This is a genomic window from Bacteroides mediterraneensis (assembly GCF_025993685.1).
Taxonomy (GTDB): domain Bacteria; phylum Bacteroidota; class Bacteroidia; order Bacteroidales; family Bacteroidaceae; genus Phocaeicola; species Phocaeicola mediterraneensis_A.
Genome location: NZ_DAJPEN010000001.1, coordinates 3898699 through 3917360 on the forward strand (window position 1 = coordinate 3898699; position 18662 = coordinate 3917360).

General features: G+C 47.2%; 17 protein-coding genes and 1 tRNA gene. 2 read left to right on the forward strand and 16 right to left on the reverse strand.

From position 1 onward, the window contains the following. Nucleotides 1–19: 19 nt before the first annotated feature. The 8 genes from OIM59_RS16600 to OIM59_RS16635 form a co-directional block, all read right to left on the reverse strand. The gene (locus OIM59_RS16600; RefSeq protein ID WP_299170568.1) at nt 20–1003 is read right to left on the reverse strand and encodes a Ppx/GppA family phosphatase; all 984 of its coding nucleotides are present in this window, start codon (nt 1001–1003) and stop codon (nt 20–22) included. A 16-nt stretch (nt 1004–1019) separates the two neighbouring features. Then, the gene (locus OIM59_RS16605; protein ID WP_299170570.1) at nt 1020–3092 is read right to left on the reverse strand and encodes an RNA degradosome polyphosphate kinase; all 2073 of its coding nucleotides are present in this window, start codon (nt 3090–3092) and stop codon (nt 1020–1022) included. Between the two features lie 71 nt (nt 3093–3163). Further along, nucleotides 3164–4282, reverse strand: coding sequence for a glycosyltransferase family protein (locus OIM59_RS16610; RefSeq protein ID WP_299170571.1), 1119 nt, complete (start codon nt 4280–4282; stop codon nt 3164–3166). Next, nucleotides 4279–5088 carry a UDP-2,3-diacylglucosamine diphosphatase gene (locus OIM59_RS16615; RefSeq protein ID WP_022354517.1) on the reverse strand — a complete coding sequence of 270 codons (810 nt, stop codon included), beginning with the start codon at nt 5086–5088 and terminating at the stop codon, nt 4279–4281. Before OIM59_RS16615 ends, OIM59_RS16610 begins: the two co-directional genes overlap by 4 nt. Nucleotides 5089–5280: 192 nt before the next feature. Then, nucleotides 5281–5472, reverse strand: coding sequence for a type II toxin-antitoxin system HicB family antitoxin (locus tag OIM59_RS16620; RefSeq protein ID WP_177866475.1), 192 nt, complete (start codon nt 5470–5472; stop codon nt 5281–5283). 96 nt (nt 5473–5568) lie between these two features. Then, on the reverse strand, nt 5569–6189 hold the full coding sequence (locus OIM59_RS16625; RefSeq protein WP_303897779.1) for a lysine exporter LysO family protein: 621 nt from the start codon (nt 6187–6189) through the stop codon (nt 5569–5571). After that, on the reverse strand, nt 6179–6463 hold the full coding sequence (locus OIM59_RS16630; protein WP_303897781.1) for a LysO family transporter: 285 nt from the start codon (nt 6461–6463) through the stop codon (nt 6179–6181). Before OIM59_RS16630 ends, OIM59_RS16625 begins: the two co-directional genes overlap by 11 nt. Before the next feature lie 549 nt (nt 6464–7012). Beyond that, complete coding sequence (locus tag OIM59_RS16635) at nt 7013–7993, reverse strand: alpha/beta hydrolase (protein WP_303897783.1); 981 nt, start codon at nt 7991–7993, stop codon at nt 7013–7015. Nucleotides 7994–8352: 359 nt separating this feature from the next. On the opposite strand from OIM59_RS16635, the gene OIM59_RS16640 reads away from it, so the two are divergent. After that, nucleotides 8353–9864, forward strand: coding sequence for an IS1182 family transposase (locus OIM59_RS16640; protein ID WP_303896458.1), 1512 nt, complete (start codon nt 8353–8355; stop codon nt 9862–9864). A gap of 155 nt (nt 9865–10019) precedes the next feature. Here OIM59_RS16640 and OIM59_RS16645 read toward each other — a convergent pair. After that, nucleotides 10020–10090: transfer RNA gene (locus OIM59_RS16645), tRNA-Gln, on the reverse strand. Nucleotides 10091–10222: 132 nt separating this feature from the next. On the opposite strand from OIM59_RS16645, the gene OIM59_RS16650 reads away from it, so the two are divergent. Continuing rightward, nucleotides 10223–13471, forward strand: coding sequence for a S41 family peptidase (locus tag OIM59_RS16650; protein ID WP_303898280.1), 3249 nt, complete (start codon nt 10223–10225; stop codon nt 13469–13471). Between the two features lie 284 nt (nt 13472–13755). Here the strand turns inward: OIM59_RS16650 and tyrS are convergent, their stop codons facing one another. From tyrS to OIM59_RS16685, 7 genes are all read right to left on the reverse strand, one after another. Then, the gene (tyrS, locus tag OIM59_RS16655) at nt 13756–15048 is read right to left on the reverse strand and encodes a tyrosine--tRNA ligase (protein ID WP_022353781.1); all 1293 of its coding nucleotides are present in this window, start codon (nt 15046–15048) and stop codon (nt 13756–13758) included. 77 nt (nt 15049–15125) lie between these two features. Continuing rightward, a complete protein-coding gene (locus tag OIM59_RS16660) occupies nt 15126–15785 on the reverse strand; it encodes a TatD family hydrolase (RefSeq protein ID WP_299167935.1) in 660 nt (219 codons plus the stop codon). A gap of 11 nt (nt 15786–15796) precedes the next feature. Continuing rightward, a complete protein-coding gene (yidD, locus tag OIM59_RS16665; protein WP_022353779.1) occupies nt 15797–16018 on the reverse strand; it encodes a membrane protein insertion efficiency factor YidD in 222 nt (73 codons plus the stop codon). Then, nucleotides 16015–16410 (reverse strand): ribonuclease P protein component, encoded by a 396-nt coding sequence (locus OIM59_RS16670; RefSeq protein ID WP_299167937.1) that lies wholly within the window; start codon nt 16408–16410, stop codon nt 16015–16017. Before OIM59_RS16670 ends, yidD begins: the two co-directional genes overlap by 4 nt. 72 nt (nt 16411–16482) lie before the next feature. Continuing rightward, nucleotides 16483–17229: a uroporphyrinogen-III synthase gene (locus OIM59_RS16675; protein ID WP_072543666.1), complete on the reverse strand. Its 747-nt coding sequence runs from the start codon at nt 17227–17229 to the stop codon at nt 16483–16485. Between the two features lie 5 nt (nt 17230–17234). Beyond that, nucleotides 17235–18044 carry a DUF4271 domain-containing protein gene (locus OIM59_RS16680; protein WP_299167945.1) on the reverse strand — a complete coding sequence of 270 codons (810 nt, stop codon included), beginning with the start codon at nt 18042–18044 and terminating at the stop codon, nt 17235–17237. Continuing rightward, nucleotides 18041–18628, reverse strand: a complete 588-nt coding sequence (locus OIM59_RS16685; protein WP_303897794.1) for a TIGR00730 family Rossman fold protein — start codon at nt 18626–18628, stop codon at nt 18041–18043. Before OIM59_RS16685 ends, OIM59_RS16680 begins: the two co-directional genes overlap by 4 nt. Nucleotides 18629–18662: the final 34 nt, after the last annotated feature.

Sequence of the window (18662 nt, forward strand, 5' to 3'; positions counted from 1 at the left end):
TAATCCGTCGTTATGTACGTTATTGATTCACTTCTTCCGGAGTGTCTGTTTGCTTTTCGGGTGTATTGTCTTTTACTAGCGGTTGTGCCTCTTCCAGGTGACTGGCATATAAACCGTCGATGATACCGTCGGCCAGACCGATGACAGGCACATAGATATAAGTGGCATGAATGATGTCGGCAATGGTCAGGAAAATATCTCCTGCCGGTACGATGACATCCGCCCGGTCGGGTTTCAGCTGGTATTTCTCCATGCGTTCCTCTACGGACAGACTTTTCAGTTCATCATGCAGTTTATGCAATACTTCTACAGTGATTCTTTGTTTCTTCTTGTCCTTCTTTTCTGCCAGGCGGTACAGTTTGTTGATGTTTCCACCCGAACCGATGATGTTGGTGCCCGGATAGGAAGCAGCCAGTTCCTGCATGTCGGTCTTCAACCGTTCCCATTCCGTATCTTTCACGGCATTGTTCAGGATACGGACCGTACCGATGTTGTACGAGCGGCTGCACACCAGTGTACCTTGCGAAAGCAGGTTGATTTCCGTACTACCACCACCTACATCTACATACATGTAGTTTCCGTTACGGTCTTCCATACATTCAATGTGGTTGTTGTAAATCATCCGGGCCTCTTCCTGTCCGTCGATGATTTCGATACGGATACCCGTCTTCTTCTCAATCCGTTTGATGATGGCTTTTCCGTTCTTGGCATCCCGCATGGCAGAAGTGGCGCAGGCGCGATAGTCTTCTACGTCGTAGATTTTCATCAGATGGCGGAACACCTTCATCAGGCGCAGCATGTTCTTTTCTTTTTTCTCGGCAATCTTGCCCATGGCAAACACATCGAATCCCAGACGAAGGGGGACACGAAGCAGGAGTACCTTCGAGAAAAAAGCCTTGCCCTGCTCGTCTTCCTCTACACACTTGATGAGTAACCTCACCGCATTGGAACCGATATCAATGGCTCCATAATAAGTTTCGCAATTTTTTATGAGATTGTCCATAATAATAGTATTTAAGTTATTCTTCGGAATTTTCGGCCAAGTAGTAATTGTAGAGTGCCTCCTGTGAACGGAAAGGAGTTTCCTGTCCCTCTTCGCTCCAGAACTGATTGTCGCCCAGCCCGTCTACCACACGTCCCTGCAACGTATCTTTCAATCCATATTCCACAATCCGTTTCATTTCGCCCTTGATGGCCGGGTCATATACTGGCGTAATCACCTCGATACGGTGGTCGAGGTTGCGCGGCATCCAGTCGGCAGAACCCAGGAATATTTTCTCTTCTCCTCCGTTGGCGAAGATGAAGATACGCGAATGTTCCAGGTAGCGGTCGATGATACCGTGAATCCGGATGTGTGTGCTGAGGTCCGGAATATCGGTTATCAGAGAACAGTTGCCACGTACTACCAGGTCGATGTCCACACCCGCTTCGGAAGCCTCATACAGTTTGTTGACCATAATCGGGTCGGTAATGTGGTTGATTTTTATCTTGATGTACGCAGGTTTTCCCGCTTTCTTGTTCTTGATTTCGTTGTTGATGAGGGTGATGAACTTGTTCTTCATTTCGTTGGGCGAAACGAGAAGTTCCTTGAACCGGATTGGCGTGTAAGGACGTTCGATGAACTCGAATACCTGATTGACATCCTTTACCAGTTTCGGGTAAGCTGTCATCAACATACAGTCGGTGTACATCCGGGCATTTCCTTCGTGGAAGTTACCCGTGCTGATGCAAGCGATATCCGGACCGGTCTTCATGCCGATGTGCGTAATTTTGGAGTGCACTTTCAGGCCTTCCACTCCGAAAATCACCTTGATGCCTGCATCCTGCATCTTCTTCGACCAGTTGATATTGGAAGCCTCGTCAAAGCGGGCCAGCAGTTCGATGACTACGGTCACCTTCTTACCGTTGCGGGCTGCCCCGATAAGTGCTTTTACCACCTTCGATTCCTTGGCCAGACGGTAGAGTGTGATTTTGATGCTTGTGACCTGTTTGCTCACGGCTGCTTCCTGCAACACCCGGATAAACGAGTCGAAGCTATGGTAAGGCACGTGGATGAAACGGTCTTTCTGCTGGATTTTTTTCAACAGGCTTTCCGGACCGTCTAGTTCCTTCTTCAGGATAGGCGGCCATTTCGGATATTTCAGGTTGCTGTGTCCACAGTCGGGGAATTTCATCAAATCCTTGTGGTTCTGATAGCGTCCGCTTTCAATCACCGTATCCAGGCTGTCGAGGTCGAGCTTTTTCAACACCCTTTTCAACAGGTCCTTCGGCATGTGATTATCGTAAATCACACGGAGCGGTTCGCCTCTTTTGCGGCTCTTTACCCCTTTGGAGATTTTCTGAAGGGTACCCGTGCGCAGGTCGTTGTCGATTTCCATTTCCGCATCGCGGGTAAACTTGAAGGCATAAGCTTCAAACTTGTCGTAACCCAGTCCTTCGAAAACCAACGGGAGGCAGCAGCGGATGACATCGTCTAGATACATCAGGTAACTCTTGTTCTCATGGTCGGGCAGCTGTACGAAACGGCCACAGATATTGACCGGAAGTTCCAGAAAGGCATAGTCCGGGGAGGGTTTGCTGCCATTTTTGCTCACCTTCACAGCCAGGTAAATGTTTTCGTCGTTTTCACAGTCCAGCAGCTTGATGGCCGAGAACCATACCGGCACGATGAACCCGTTCAGTTTCTCTTTGTAGAAAGACTGGATAAACTGCAGCTGTTCGGGAGTGACTTCCGAATCGGATACCAGGTAGATATTTTCCTTTTTCAATTCCTGCGTAACCGTGCTTACCGCCTCTTCATAGTCTTTTACATAGCGTGCATTCAGTTTTCCAATCTGTTTAAGCAGTTTTTTGGCTTTCTCCCGTTCTTTGACAGCCGATTTATCCATGCACTCGGCAATACGGTTCTGAGAAGCCACTCTTACCCGGAAAAACTCATCCAAGTTGTTGGAATAGATGCCAAGAAATGCCATCCGTTCCAGCAAGGGCACATGGCTACGGGTTGCTTCTTGCAGAATCCTGCGGTTAAAGTACATCCAGCTGATGTCTCTTTCCAAATAAGGCTTTTCTTTTTTTCTATTTCTTGTTACCATAAAATCACTTTTTTTGCAAAGAAAAGGATTTTATGTTACAAGATGATTTCAAAACGATTATTTAGATTTTTTTACACAAACTCCTCAACCATGTACATGCCTTGCAGGGTATTTTGCGGTGCAAAACGCTCTATTTCATTCAGTATGATGTATTCGGCCGACTTTACCCATTCGCCGAATAGCCGGTTGGATTTATAGGTCTGTGCGAAGCGCAACAGGTTGCTCAGGTTGAAATTCCGGTCGATAATGCCGGCGCCGTTCTGCAGGGCATCAAGGGCATTACATTCCTGCTCGATATGAGCCGGTACCATCAGGATGGGTTTTCCGAGGTACATGGCTTCGCACACGGATTCAAATCCGGCTGTGCTGGCATAGGCCTTGCATCCCGCCATCTGACGCAGGAATTCCGTGTCGTCGAGCTGGTAGAAGGAGAGGGTGTCATCGACCTTTTTCACCGGCTCTTCTTCCCAGTGGTCCCAGAAGAAACGCAAGGGCACCTCCGGATGCTTCTGATGCCATTGGAGAATGTTTTCCGAGAATCCGGCATTCAACATGTAGCCGTGGATGTAATCGCCCGGCTGGCTTTCCTGTTGCAGCACGTCCTGACGCAACAGGGGAGGCACTACACTGATATGCTGATGTTTGTCTTGTGGCATGGCCCGGAAGGAGAGGGCCAGTTTCTGCGAAGCTCCCAGTGCCGTCAGCCGGGTGAAGAAATTGAGCATGAACAGACTTCCTTTGTTTTTCTTGGGCAATTTGAACTGCGGGTGCAGGAACAGATACTGGTGTCCGATGCAGATTTGAGGCACCGACGGGCGGAAGAAGAGATAAGTCAGTCCGGTGAGCAGTTCATAAAAATTGAGGACCAGGTCGGCCTCTGTTTCCTTGATTTGATGATGAATGAAAGAGATACTTTCCGCGTATTCAGGAAGTTTCAGCAGGTTATATAGCACACTTCTGGTCAGGTTCACCCGCTTGTTGGCGTGTGTGGGCAGGAAATTCGGGCTGATGAACTGTTTGATAGGTGCCTGGATGTTCCGGCTGAAAAAACCGGGGAGTCTTCTGGATTCACTTTTTCCTACGAGCACTTCCACCACTTCGTGTCCGTTGCTTCGGAGCAACTTCTCCATGGATATGGCCTGTGTGAGATGGCCGCGTCCTTCTCCTTGTACAATAAACAACACTCTCATGAGGCAATCGGTATGAAAGGTATGACATTATTTTCTTTTTCCCTGTCGGCTTGCTGTGCCAGTTCGGTGTAGTACACCACTTTCCACACCCCGTTTTCATCTTCCGTCAAGGCCGACATCGTTTCCACCCAGTCGCCCGAATTCAGGTAATGGATGTGGTTGATCATGCGGTTTTCCGGATGATGAATGTGGCCGCAAATCACTCCTTCACATTGGCGGCTGCGGGCGAAATCCACCAGCACGTTTTCAAAGTCGGAAATATAAGACACGGCCGATTTCACTTTCTGCTTGATGGCCTGCGAGAGCGAGAAGTAAGGTTTACCTTTTTTCACCCGGTAGCGGTTATACTGGCTGTTGAGCCACAGCAGCAGCGTATAGCCCATGTCGCCGAGTTTGGCCAGCCATTTCATCTGGGTGGTCACCTTGTCGAACACATCGCCGTGCGTCACGAAATAATGCTTGCCGTTGCTTTCCAGTATATAATCTTTCGTGATGGTCAGATTGGCAAATTGCAGCGGGGCAAGGTTGTCCAGAAAGTCATCATGGTTTCCGCGGATGTAAATGATTTCCGTGCCATGCTTTTCCATCATCTTCATGATAATTTTGAAGAAATGCGTATGTGCCGGCTTCCATTTGCTGATACCCGATTTCTGCAAGTGCCATCCGTCGATGATGTCACCGTTCAGAATCAGCCGTCCGCAATCGACTCTGCTCAGAAAATCGCTGATTTGATCCACCTTTGAATGGGTGGTCCCCAGGTGGATATCCGAAACCACGATGGTTCGGTAATAAGGTCTATCTTCCATAGATATATGTTTTTCTTAACGCTTCACAAAGGAAGAGAAAGTATATTACAAGCGTGTGACTGTCAGGTGAATAACCTGTTTCATACACAGGCGGGGAATAGAAAGAAAAAAGCCATTTCGGCATCCCGCGGAAATGGCTTTGAGAAATGACTAAATATCGGCAATTTATTTTTACAATGTGTTCAAATAGTATCAGGCTATGTCTTCGATATAGAAAATAGAATTGATTTCGCCATAAAATTCTTCTGCAGCGTCTTCCAGGTTCTCCAGCGCTTCTTCTTCCGTCTCGCCGTAGGCAAAGCATTGCTCGTGATTGGACAGATAAGCATAATATTGTCCGTCTGGAGTGCATTCCACTACATATTTACTTCCATTAGTTTCCATTTTAACCTCCTTTTTAAAAGTCTGCCCAAAGGTCCATGTTTTTTATTACAGAAGGATTGCTATGTAGTTACGTTTGCGTGAAGTTGTGTATCTGGTTTACAGCTTACAAAATAATGAGACAAAAAAAGGTACGCTAAGGTTGATCAGAATACCATGCAGAATGGCCAATGGGATGGCGTCTTTGCCGGAATATTTGGTAATGGCTGCCAGCAGTATGTCGGAAGACCCGATACCTGCTGCCGAAATGGGAGCCAGGCGTCCAAAATATTTTCGGATGAAAGGCGCACCGACCAATGCCGTCATTTCACGGAAAATATTGGCAAGTAAAGCTATTGTTCCCAGTTCTGTAGCTACTTGCAGTCCCATGCTCGGTGTTTTGAGCTGGGTGATAAGGACTGATGAGATAGAATAATAAGCAAATCCACTGCCTACGGCCATGCAGTCGAATACGCTCCATTGGCTCAGAATAAAGCCTGCAATGGCCGAGAAAAGAAAAGTACCTGTGACTGTGCCCATAGGAACGAGCAGCATCTTGAAATTAAATTGCGCGATAAATCCTTTTAAGTCCTGGTTGCCTCCCAAATTGATTCCTAGCAGAAGCATTAATACATAAAGAACCTTTACGGACATTTCATGAATGTCGAATCCGATGGTATAAAAATAGCCAATCAGACATCCCATCAGGAAAAACACCAAAATTAAAATACTACCCTTCACGATTTGCTCCTTTCTTGAAGAAAAAGTGTGATACAAGGAGGGCGGCTACAGAGCTTCCCAGCAGACTTAGCAGGGAGATGAGGGCTGCCTGCTGGCAGAAATAACTCAGGTTTCCAATGATAAGCTTGTTTGTCCCGATAGACAGTCCCAAAATAAAAAGTAACAGACAAACCATGGTTTGTATCAGTACGGGTATTTTATGTATGCTTTGTTTACGGCGTAAAGGATAGCCTATAAGGACTCCTACGGCCATTATAGAAATAAAAGTGAACATGAAAATAATAGATTATAAAATGAAACATAGAAAATTATTCTCTCGCCAGGAACCTTTCTATGGTACGTTTGTAAAGTTAAATGACCGGATGGACCAGATAATTTTCATACTGTACTTTCAAATTATAAGTTTTTGTGTGGTTGAAATCGGCCGCGAAGATATTGCTTTTCTCCTGAAGTCAGAAGTTTTATGCAATAAAAAACTTTATGTATGAAATTTTATATGATATTGGTTGTTTTGTGTGATAATTTTACATTTTTGTGTGGTTTTAAATTGATAGGAATAAGGGGAATGGTATAAATATTATATGTGTTTTTTGATTTTATCTTACTCAATGTAGGGAAAAACATAGGCAATGGTTGAGGAGTTGGAAACAAAAGTGTGAAGTTTTTTAGAAGTAGTGGCGATTTTTATGTTTCTCTAGTGTGAAACGTACGGTTTTCCTTGTGGAAACATACGTTTCTGCGTCGAAAAACATATGTTTTCCGATGCGGAAACGTAAACAAGCTGCTTGTAATTCGTTAAAAATATGACAGTGTTTTCTTATGCTTATTTCCGAAGGTGTTTTAAGACAAATGCTTCCACTTTATCCAACATTTCTTGTGTCCAAAATTGCCAACTTCCGTGGTCCGCATTTCTTAATGCATGAAATTCGTATTCACAGCCGTTCTTTTCCAGTTCATTAGCCAGCAAGTCTGATTGTGAGAAAGGAACTACCCGGTCTTTAGTGCCATGTGCCAGAAATACAGGAGGCATGTCTTTGTTATCTTTTATATAGTAGAGCGGACTGGCTTCTTTTGCTTTTTCTGGAGCATCCCATACAGCAATCTTGCCGATGAGTAGGCCTTCTGGACTGTTCTCATCACCTTTTGAGGCGGCGGTAGGGTCATCTTTCAAGTGAAGCACGTCGGTAGGAGGATAATATGCGATGATACCATTAATGGAAGGTAGCGTGTCGTTTTTTCCTTCGGAGTCTTTGAGGTAAAGTCCGGTAAATAGAGCTGTATGTGCTCCCGATGAACTTCCCCATACGAAAATGTTATTTGCATCAATGTGATATTTCTCAGCATTCTCTTTCATAAAAAGGACGGCCGAAATGGCGTCGTTACGTTGGGCGGGAAAAACAGCTACATCAGAGGAGCGATATTCTACGATGGCTACTACATATCCACGTTTTGCCATTGCGGAAATCTGAGGCACGTCGACATACAGATTCTGCTTCATCCATGCGGAGCCTCGCACGTAAAGAATGCAAGGGAAAGTTTTGTTAGGTTGGTCATAAGGCTTTGGGTTCACAATCTGCAGTTTTAAGTCTACACCTTCTTTGGTGGCGTACACCACATCTTTCTGGTAGTTTAACGCATATATTTCTTTTGTTTGGTTAAACAGTTGTACTTTTTTGTTGGTTGGAATTGCCTCAGGAAAGTTTTTGCTGTTATTTCTTGGGCCATTCTGCGCATTCAAGATTAGTGACAAGGTGCAAAAACCTATACTGATTAGAAATTGTTTTTTATTCATATTTTTCTTCATTGTTTAGTTTTTGCAAAAATATCATCATCTTATCACATATATTTTTCGTATGGTGCCAAAAGATTGTCATATAATGCCAGTAGTAGAAATTGTCGGTTTTTTGTAACAGTATTTTGGGGGTGATTCTTATGGATGGGAGAGAATGATGATTGGGAATATAAAGGCAGTGGAGAAATTTCCTTTGAAAAGAGTTTGTTGAAAAAGAAAAATGAGGCCGTCTCAAAATGAAATATAATTTGAGATGGCCTTTTTTGTGTCTGCAAAAAAAATCGGGCAAGCCCAAACTTCGCTCAGTCAGGACTTGCCCGTCTCCCTAATTTTTCGTATCTTAGGGAATCAAGCAATATATCCCAAAGATAATGTTTAAAAACTATACCTCCAACGATAATCTGCTTTTACCTCCGTGTTTAGGCGATTTTATTCCCCAGAACGATCCGGTCCGGGTTGTTCACCGTATCATTGAACAGATCAGCCTGGAAGAACTTTACCGCAAGTACTCCGTCAAAGGCTGTCCGGCCTACCATCCCCGCATGATGCTGCAGATTCTGGTATATGCCTATCTGCGCAATATCTATTCCAGCCGCCGCATTGAGGAGTTCTGCCGCAATGACATCCGCTTCATGTGGCTGACCGGTACCAGGACGCCTGACCACAACACCATCAACCGTTTTCGCAGCAGCCGGCTGAAGGATGTACTCAAGACCGTCTTCGCCACCATCGTGAAGTTCCTCGTGGCGGAGGGCTTTGTAAGTCTGGACGTGGCCTGCACCGACGGGACGAAGATGGAGGCGAACGCCAACCGTTATACGTTCGTCTGGGGCAAGTCCATCCACACCCGCATCTCCAGAATTGCGGAACAGCTTGAGGAGATATGGCGGTACGCCGAGTCCGTCACCAAGCAGGAGCTGCGCGACTCCGCTCCCGTCACTTACCAGGACATCACCCCCGAGAAGGTGGAAAGGGCGCTGGAACAGATACATGAAGCTCTGGAGGGAACGGATGCGGACCGGAAAGTGAAGGCCAAGGTCCGGCGCGTGAGGAAGGCATGGCCCGAACAGCTGAAGAAATACGAATCCCAGGGAAAGATTCTCGACGGGCGCAACAGCTACTCCAAGACAGACCCCGACGCCACGTTCATGCGGATGAAGGAGGACCACATGAGGAACGGGCAGCTCAAGCCCGGATACAACCCGCAGGTCAGTACCAACAGACAGTTCATCCTGAACTATACCCTCCACCAGTGTGCCGGTGACACCTCCACCTATCCCCTGCACATGGAAGACTTCCATTCCCTGTACGGCAGATATCCTGACGTGTCCGTCTGTGACGCCGGGTACGGAAGTGAGGAGAACTACCTGTACGCCTTCAGGCACGGCATCGAAACCTTCATAAAGTACAACTATTTCCACAAGGAACAGAAAAGGAGCTTCAGGAATGACCCGTTCCTGTCTGCCAACTTCTATTATAATGAAGAAACCGACGGCATGTACTGTCCGATGGGACAGAGGATGGAAAGACTCTCCGATGTAAAGCGGACGACAGACAACGGTTTTGTACAGACCATCTCAAGGTACAGGGCACGGAACTGCAAGGGCTGCCCGTTAAGATGCCGGTGTCACAGAAGCCGGTCGGAAAGGATTGTGCAAGTGAATCATCGGCTGAGAAAAATCAAGGAAAGGGAACGTAAGAAACTCCTCTCTGCGGAAGGTCTTAAATACCGGAGCCAGCGGCCGCAGGATGTGGAAGCCGTATTTGGAAACCTCAAGAACAACAAGCACTTCAAGAGGTTCCATCTTCGTGGGCTGAAAAAGGTGGAAATTGAGTTTGGCCTGCTGGCCATAGCGCATAATCTTGCAAAAGTAGCCTCTTAGGAGGCTTCTGACGAGGGAAAAACGGTGTAAAACGTGAAATCTGTAGAAGGAAACTTGTAAATTCCTTTTTGAGGAAAAATCCAAACGACTTCAATCTGATATGAAACGACAGAGGCCATCTCAAGGTTTATTTTGAGACGGCCTCATTTTTCTAGTTGGACTACCAGGATTCGAACCTGGACAAACAGAACCAAAACCTGTTGTGCTGCCATTACACCATAGTCCAAACTTTATGCTGTTTTCCTCAGAAAACGTTGCAAAGATAAATGTTTTTAGGAATACTTTCCAAATAAATTCTGACTTTTTTTCCGTTTCTGTGGGGAATCCTTATCTTTGTTTTCAAAACCATTTGATTATGATGAAGAAACTATTGTCTGCATTGGTGCTGGGAAGCACAGTGACTTGTGCCATGGCGGTTACCCCGTTGTGGATGCGTGACGTGCGAATCTCCCCAGACGGAAAAGAAATTTTGTTTTGTTACAAGGGAGACATCTATAAGGTAGCTTCCAAAGGGGGTGAGGCGGTACAGCTGACTACCCAGGATTCCTACGAGTCGTCTCCGGTGTGGTCGCCCGATGGCAAGCAGATTGCCTTTGCCAGCGACCGTTTTGGAAATACGGATGTGTTTGTGATGTCGGCCAACGGAGGTTCGGCTCGCAGACTGACCACTAACTCGGCTTCGGAAATTCCTTCTGCTTTCACACCAGACGGAAAGTACATTGTGTTCTCGGCCAGCATTCAGGACCCGGCCAGCAGTGCGTTGTTTCCGACTTCTGCCATGACGGAATTGTATAAGGTACCGGCAGAAGGGGGAAAGACGGAACAGATTTTGGGTACGCCTGCCGAAATGGTTTGCTTCAATGCAGCGGGCGATAAGTTCCTGTATCAGGACCGGAAAGGGTTTGAGGATGAATGGCGCAAGCATCACACTTCTTCCATCACAAGGGATATCTGGATGTACGACATGACTTCGGGCAAGCATACCAACCTGACCAAACGGGCGGGAGAAGACCGTAACCCGGTATTGTCGGCCGATGGCAAGGAAGTGTTCTTCCTGAGTGAGCGCAACAAAGGTTCGTTTAATGTGTATTCGTTCCCGCTGGATAACCCGGACCAGGTGAAGCCGCTGACTTCTTTCTCCACACATCCGGTGCGTTTCCTTTCTTTGGGAAGCGACGGTACGCTGTGCTATACGTATAATGGAGAAATTTATACACAGGCTCAAGGTGGAAAACCGGCAAAAGTAGCTGTTTCACTGACACGCGACGATGAGGATATTCCGGTGACGTTGACCTATACGAGAGGTGCTTCGGAAGCGGTGGTTTCGCCAGACGGCAAGCAGGTGGCTTTCATTGTGCGCGGAGAGGTGTTCGTGACCTCTGTGGAATATGGTACGACCAAGCAGATTACGCATACGCCGGAAGCGGAAGAGGGACTGTCTTTCGGAGCAGACAACCGTACGCTGGTATATGCCAGTGAGCGGGAAGGAAACTGGCAGCTTTACAAGGCGGAAATTGAACGGAAAGAGGATTTGAATTTCCCGAATGCCACTTTGATTAAGGAAGAGGTGCTGTTGCCTTCCAAGACCGTGGAACGGATGTATCCTAAGTTCTCGCCCGATGGCAAGGAGGTGGCTTTCATTGAAGACCGTATCCGCCTGAAGGTGTTGAACCTCGAAACGAACAAGGTGCGTGAGATTACTGACGGAAGTACGTGGTATGAACTGAGCGGGGGATTCCATTATGCCTGGTCGCCCGATGGCAAATGGTTTACGCTGGAGTTCATCGGCAACAAGCACGATCCGTATACCGACATCGCTTTAGTCAGTGCCGACGGAAAAGGAAAACTCGTGAACCTGACCAACAGTGGTTACACCAGCGGTTCGCCGAAATGGACCATGGACGGCAATGCCATCCTGTTCACCACCGAGCGTTACGGAATGCGTAACCATGCTTCCTGGGGTTCACTGGACGACGTGATGATGGTTTTTGTGAACCAGGATGCCTACGACAAGTACCGCATGAGCAAGGAAGATTACGAGTTGCAGAAGGAACTGGAAAAAGAACAGGAGAAGGCTGCGGAAAAGAAAGACGGAAAGAAGGAAGATAAAAAAGAGGATAAAGACAAGAAAGATGAGGCTGCCAAGGTGAAAGACATCGTAGTGGAACTGGAGGGCATTCAGGACCGTATCGTGCGTCTGACACCGAATTCATCGAGCATTGCTTCGGCCATTCTGTCCAAGGACGGAGAGAGCTTGTATTATCTGTCGGCTTTCGAACGGGGCTTCGACATGTGGAAACTGGATTTGCGCAAGCGGGAAACGAAACTGTTGCACAAGATGGGTTCCGGATGGGCCGACATGGAGATGGACAAAGACGGAAAGAATCTGTTCGTGCTGGGTTCAGGTTCCATGCAGAAGATGGACATGAGCGGGGAGAAGCTGAAGCCGATTTCTTATCGCGCGGATGTGAAGATGGACTTGGCTGCTGAACGGGCTTACATGTACGATAACATGTGTCGTGAGGAGCAGAAACGTTTTTATGACGTGAAGATGCACGGAGTAGACTGGAAGGCCATGACGGCCAATTACCGTCGTTTCTTGCCGCATATCAACAACAAATATGATTATGCGGAAATGCTGAGCGAACTGCTGGGCGAACTGAATGTATCGCACACGGGAGGCCGTTACCGTCCGGGAGCCAAGGAAGCTACCGCCAGTCTGGGATTACTGTATGACTGGAGTTACACGGGCAAAGGCATGAAGGTGGACGAAGTGGTGGAAAAAGGCCCGTTCGACCGGAAGACGACACAGGTGAAACCGGGTGTGGTGATTGAGAAGATTGACGGACAGCCGGCCGAGGGGGATTTTGCGGCGTTGCTGAATGGAAAGGCTGGCAAGAAGGTCTTGGTTTCGTTCTACGATCCCCAGTCGAAAGCCCGTTGGGATGAAGTAGTGAAACCCATCAGCGGCGGAGCCTTGAGTGGCCTGTTGTATGAGCGTTGGGTGAAACAGCGTGCGGCAGATGTGGACAAATGGTCGAACGGTCGCCTGGGATACGTACATATCGAATCTATGGACGACGGCAGTTTCCGTACCATCTATTCGAATATCCTGGGTAAATACAATAACCGGGAAGGTATCGTGATTGATACGCGTTTCAACGGAGGAGGCCGTCTGCATGAAGACATCGAAGTGTTGTTCAGCGGACACAAATACCTGACGCAGGTCATCCGCGGCCGGGAAGCCTGCGACATGCCGAGCCGTCGCTGGAACAAGCCTTCCATCATGTTGCAGTGCGAGGCCAACTATTCGAATGCACACGGCACGCCGTGGGTATACAAGCACCAAGGAATCGGCAAGCTGGTAGGCGCACCGGTTCCGGGTACGATGACGAGTGTGAACTGGGTACGGATGCAAGATCCGGATTTGATTTACGGTATTCCAGTCATCGGTTACCGTCTGCCGGACGGCAGTTACCTGGAAAATAAGGAACTGGAGCCGGACATTTATGTGCTGAACGCGCCCGAAACCATTGTGAAAGGAGAAGATACGCAGTTGAAGGCGGCAGTAGACGAGCTGCTGAAAGAGCTGGATGCGAAGAAATAAGGACTGAAATTTCCGGGAGAACTGTCTTTCCGGACTTACAAAAATGCCGGTTGATTCACAATGAGTCAGCCGGTATTTTTTGTTTTCTGACCTTTATTCCCGAGGTAATTTTATCTCATGCCAGTACTCCCTTGGCAATACTCCAGTACTTCCTTGAAAGTACTAAAGTACTGCTTAGGGAGTACTGCAGTACTGACCTGAAAGTACTGGCAGACTTCAAGACACAAGAAAGGCTGCCCCCAATTGAAGTGAGACAGCCTTTCGTTATCTTTTTCTGAAAGAATTTATTTGGCGATTACCAGATAATAGTTTTTCTTTCCGCGCTGTACGAGCAGGTATTTTTCATCCAGCAGGTCGGCTGCGGTGATTTCCTGGTCGAAAGCAGCCAGTTTTTCTTTGTTCAGAGAAACGCCACCGCCTTGAACCAGCTTACGCATTTCACCTTTTGACGGGAAGATGGCCGCTTTTTCGGTAAACAAATCTACCGCCTTGATACCGGCTTCGATATCCGTCTTGGATACCTCGAATTGAGGAACCCCTTCAAATACAGAGAGCAGGGTATCTTCGTCCAGTCTCTTCAGGGCTTCGGAAGTGGCTTTTCCAAACAGGATGCCAGAGGCTTCCACTGCCGCATTGTAGTCGGCTTCCGAGTGAACCATGATGGTCACTTCCTTGGCCAGACGTTTCTGGAGCACGCGTGCTTCAGGAGCTTGTTCGTGTTCGGCAATCAGGCCTTCGATTTCTTCCTTGCTCAGGGAAGTGAAAATCTTGATATAGCGTTTGGCATCTTCGTCGCTTACGTTCAGCCAGAACTGATAGAACTTGTAAGGAGAAGTATAACGGGGATCCAGCCAGATGTTTCCCGATTCGGTCTTTCCGAATTTGCCGCCGTCGGCTTTTGTAATCAGCGGGCAAGTCAGGGCAAACACTTCTCCTCCGTTGGTACGGCGGATCAGTTCGGCACCTGTGGTGATGTTTCCCCACTGGTCGGAGCCACCCAGCTGCAGCTTGCAGTTCTTGGTTTCATACAGATGCAGGAAATCGTATCCTTGTAACAGCTGGTAAGTAAATTCTGTGAAAGAAAGACCGTCGCGGGCTTCTCCGTTCAGACGTTTCTGTACGGATTCCTTTGCCATCATGTAGTTCACGGTGATGTGTTTTCCTACGGTGCGGGCGAAATCCAGGAAAGAGAAGTCTTTCATCCAGTCGTAGTTGTTTACCAGTTCTGCACGGTTCGGGGCATCCGATTCAAAATCGAGGAATTTGCCCAACTGCTTCTTGATACACTCCTGATTGTGGCGCAGGGTTTCCTCGTCCAGCAAGTTACGTTCCTGCGACTTGCCTGAAGGGTCTCCAATCATACCAGTGGCACCACCTACCAGTGCCAACGGCTTGTGGCCGCAGCGTTGGAAATGACGCAACATCATCACGCCACACAGGTGACCGATATGCAACGAGTCGGCTGTAGGGTCAATACCCAGGTAAGCCGTTACCATTTCCTTCTTCAGCAGTTCTTCTGTTCCTGGCATCATGGTATGTATCATTCCACGCCATCTTAGTTCATCTACAAAATTCATCGAATGAAATTCTTAGTTTAACATATTTATTTAATAATTGAAGCAAAAGTACGACACTTTCTCTGAATAACCAATTTTTAGCGGTTAAAAAAGAGACGGTTAGCATTTTCGTTGAGGGCTTTGATGAGGCTTTCTACAGTCGTTCCACGCACGGAGGCGACTTCGGAATAGAAGCTCTGGAAATCGATGTTTTCTTCATCGCTTTCCAGCAGCAATCTTTCTACCGGTACGGCAGACAAGGCTTTTTCCTGGTATTTCTTTCCGAAGGAGAGATAAAATCCATGCCGGAGCAAGTCTTCAGCCAGTTCTTTCTTTCCTCTGAATCCGTGGATAATCCAGGGTTGCGCAGGACGGTGTTTCTTTTGGAATGCCAGAAGTTCTGTTGTAGCCTTGACAGCATGAATAAGTAAGGGGAAACGGTACTTTTCGGATAATGCAATGGCTGCCTGAAAAGCTTCCTGTTGCAGCGGAAGAGGAACATCGCACAGCTTGTCAAGTCCTGCTTCTCCCACGGCTACTATCCGTGGGTCGGACGAAAGGCAGTGTTCCATCCAGTTTGTTTGTAATGGAAGGTTCTCTGCGGACAGGTACCAGGGATGGAGGCTGACAGAGAGGTACTTGGCTTGTTGGAAAATCACAGAGGCCGATTCCATCATGCTGCAGCTGAGAATGGAGGTGGTCTGTGCGTCGGATGTCAAGTGATGGGTGTGTGCGTCGAAAAAAGGAGTCTCAACCATAAAGCAGAAGATTAGGGGACCGGATCGTATCCGGAGCCTCCCCAGGGATGGCAGCGGAGAATACGCCGTATGGCCAGATACAATCCTTTCAGGGGGCCGTGCTTCTTGATGGCTTCAATGGCATACTGTGAACAGGTGGGGGTGAAGCGGCAGGAAGGAGGCGTGAAGGGGGAGATGCAGTTCCGGTAAAAATAGATGGGAAGCAAAAGCAGAAAAGTCAGAATCTTTCTCATGCCAGACGTTCTGCGGTAAGTTGTAACAGTTTGACGACCTTAGCTTCTACTTCAGCGGAGTCATGGAGTTCGTTGTCCAGCCAGATAAAGGCAAGAGCCACTTTTTTGTGCGAGTTCTTCAGCGGCTCAATCAGGATTTGCTTATGCTTGCGGTAGGCTTCGCGTATCTGACGTTTCACGCGGTTACGTTTCACGGCCCGTTTGAACCGTTTTTTGGGCACACTGATCAGGATGGTGGCTATGGGCAGATTTTCTCCTTCAACCGGCATGTAGACGATACGCAGAGGGAAAGCAGGAAGCGACTTGCTGCCTCCTGTAAAGAGTTTCTCTATCAGTATCCGGCTATTCAGCCGTTCTACCTTTGGCAAAGTGGGTTTTTGAGAATCAGTCATAGACACGGTACTAAAAAGTAACAAAGCGAAGTAATGCTTTTATTGCTTCGCTTTGTTGGTCAGAGGTATTTCTTATTTGTTGTGTTCGCGGATAAACATATCCAGTGCAGCCGGCATGGAAGGAGCAGTGCTGGAAGGAGCTTCCAGATCGAGGCGTAAACCTGCGTCCTTGACCGCCTTGGCAGTGGTCGGACCGAAACTTCCGATGGCAATGTCCTTCTGTTCGAAGTTCGGGAAGTTCTTCATCAGCGACTGGATACCTGCCGGACTGAAGAAAATCAGCATGTCATAGTTGAACTCTTCACCGGGCGTAAAGTCGTTGCTCACGGTACGATACATGACGGCTTCCGTATGCTGGATGTGGTTTTTGTCGAGCAAATCTTTAATCTCATCGTTGTGTACATCCGACATCGGGATGAGGTATTTTTCTGTGTTATGCTTGACAATAAGTGGAAGCAGGTCGGCAAATTTACCTGTGGCTCCGAAGAATACTTTCCGTTTGCGATATTGCACATATTTCTGGATATACAATGCGATGGTTTCCGAAGTACAGAAATATTTCATCGTTTCCGGAATCGTTACACGCAACTCTGTGCAAAGACTAAAGAAATGGTCGATAGCATGACGTGAAGTGAATACAACGGCTGTATGGTCTAGAATAGAAACCTTCTGCTGTCTGAATTCTTTAGCCGACAAACTTTCTACTTTGATGAACGGGCGAAAATCTATCTTCACTCCGTACTTCTCAGCAATGTCAAAATAGGGAGACTTTTCTGTCGTCGGTTTAGGCTGAGAAACGAGGACTTTCTTTATTTTCAACGTTACTAAAAATTTAAAATCAAAATGTGGTTTATATATGCCAGTCCTTTCCAGAAGAAAAGGAGAGGGATAATTTCGAGGCTGCAAAAGTACAGAATTAAATGTAAAATGCCATGAAAATGATTGAAAAAGTTTCTAATGCATTTATAAAATAACAATATTTTGAAACAAATTACTACAAAGAGTACGAATGTTTTGGAAAAATTAAAGTCGAGATTAAAGTAAATGACCAGCAAAGCTAATGGAAACAAGATGAGAGAAGCTCCGGAAAGCAGGTCAAAATAGGCGGCAATCCAAGTCCTGTTTCGCTCTTTGTCGAAGAAAATCCAGTTGACAAATTGAGACAAGAGAGTCTTTGCCCCAATGGTCAGAAGCAGACAGAATATGTACACGCACAATATGACATAGTGGGGAACGGTCTGATACAACACCTGTTCGGTCTTGGAGAAGAAATCATAGATGAACAGGCTGGCCGATATACAGCTGATACTCCCTAATGTGAGGGGATAGCGGATGTCGAAACTGGATGTTTCGTCAAACAGACCGGCCCGTTCTTTGTGTCGGAAAAAGCCTTTCAGGTGTTGGTGAAGGTATTTTTTCCCGTTTTTCAGGGCATAAATAATCAGAAAGAAGCATAGGAAGACCACACAAGTAATGGGTAAATCGGTGCGTAGCTGATAAGGAAGTGGCTCTCCAGGCATACCCGTACTGCACTTCGCTTTTTTGCTATGCAGCAGCGTATCGTCTATTTCCTTTACGTGCTGTTCGTAAAGTTCCTGAATCTGTGAAAAACCTATGTGGCTGACTTCGTTCATATTGCCGCAAATTTACGAATTTCTTTGCTCCAATGAGGAATGGTGTACACTAAATTCACGGCTTCTTCCGGAGTTTCTGCCACATGCCAGATGTTTTTATGTTCCTGTCGCATGAAATGTTGGTCGATGGCCTGCTGGAGCATTTGGAGCAGCGGATCATAAAAATGGTTGATATTGAGGATGACAATGGGTTTCAGGTACAGTCCGAGCTGCTTCCAGGTGATGATTTCGAGCAGTTCCTCCAAGGTGCCGCATCCTCCGGGAAGGGCGATGACGCCATCGGACATGTCGGCCATGAGTTGTTTGCGTTCGTGCATGTCTTTTGTCTCAATCAGTTGGGTCAGCCCTTTGTGGTGCCAGCCCTGTTCCACCATGAAATGGGGGATGACGCCCGTCACGGTACCTCCGGCAGCCAATGTGGCGTCGCTGATGCGGCACATGAGCCCCAGGCATCCGGCTCCGTTGATGAGGTTGATGTGTTTCTGGGCCAGAATCTTTCCCAGTTGTTCGGCTGCTTCGAAATAGATGGGGTCAATTTTTGTGCTGGAGGCGCTGTACACGCATATATTTTTAATGTCGTTCATTGCAAAGGAGAATAATTTTTGCAAAGATAGAGAT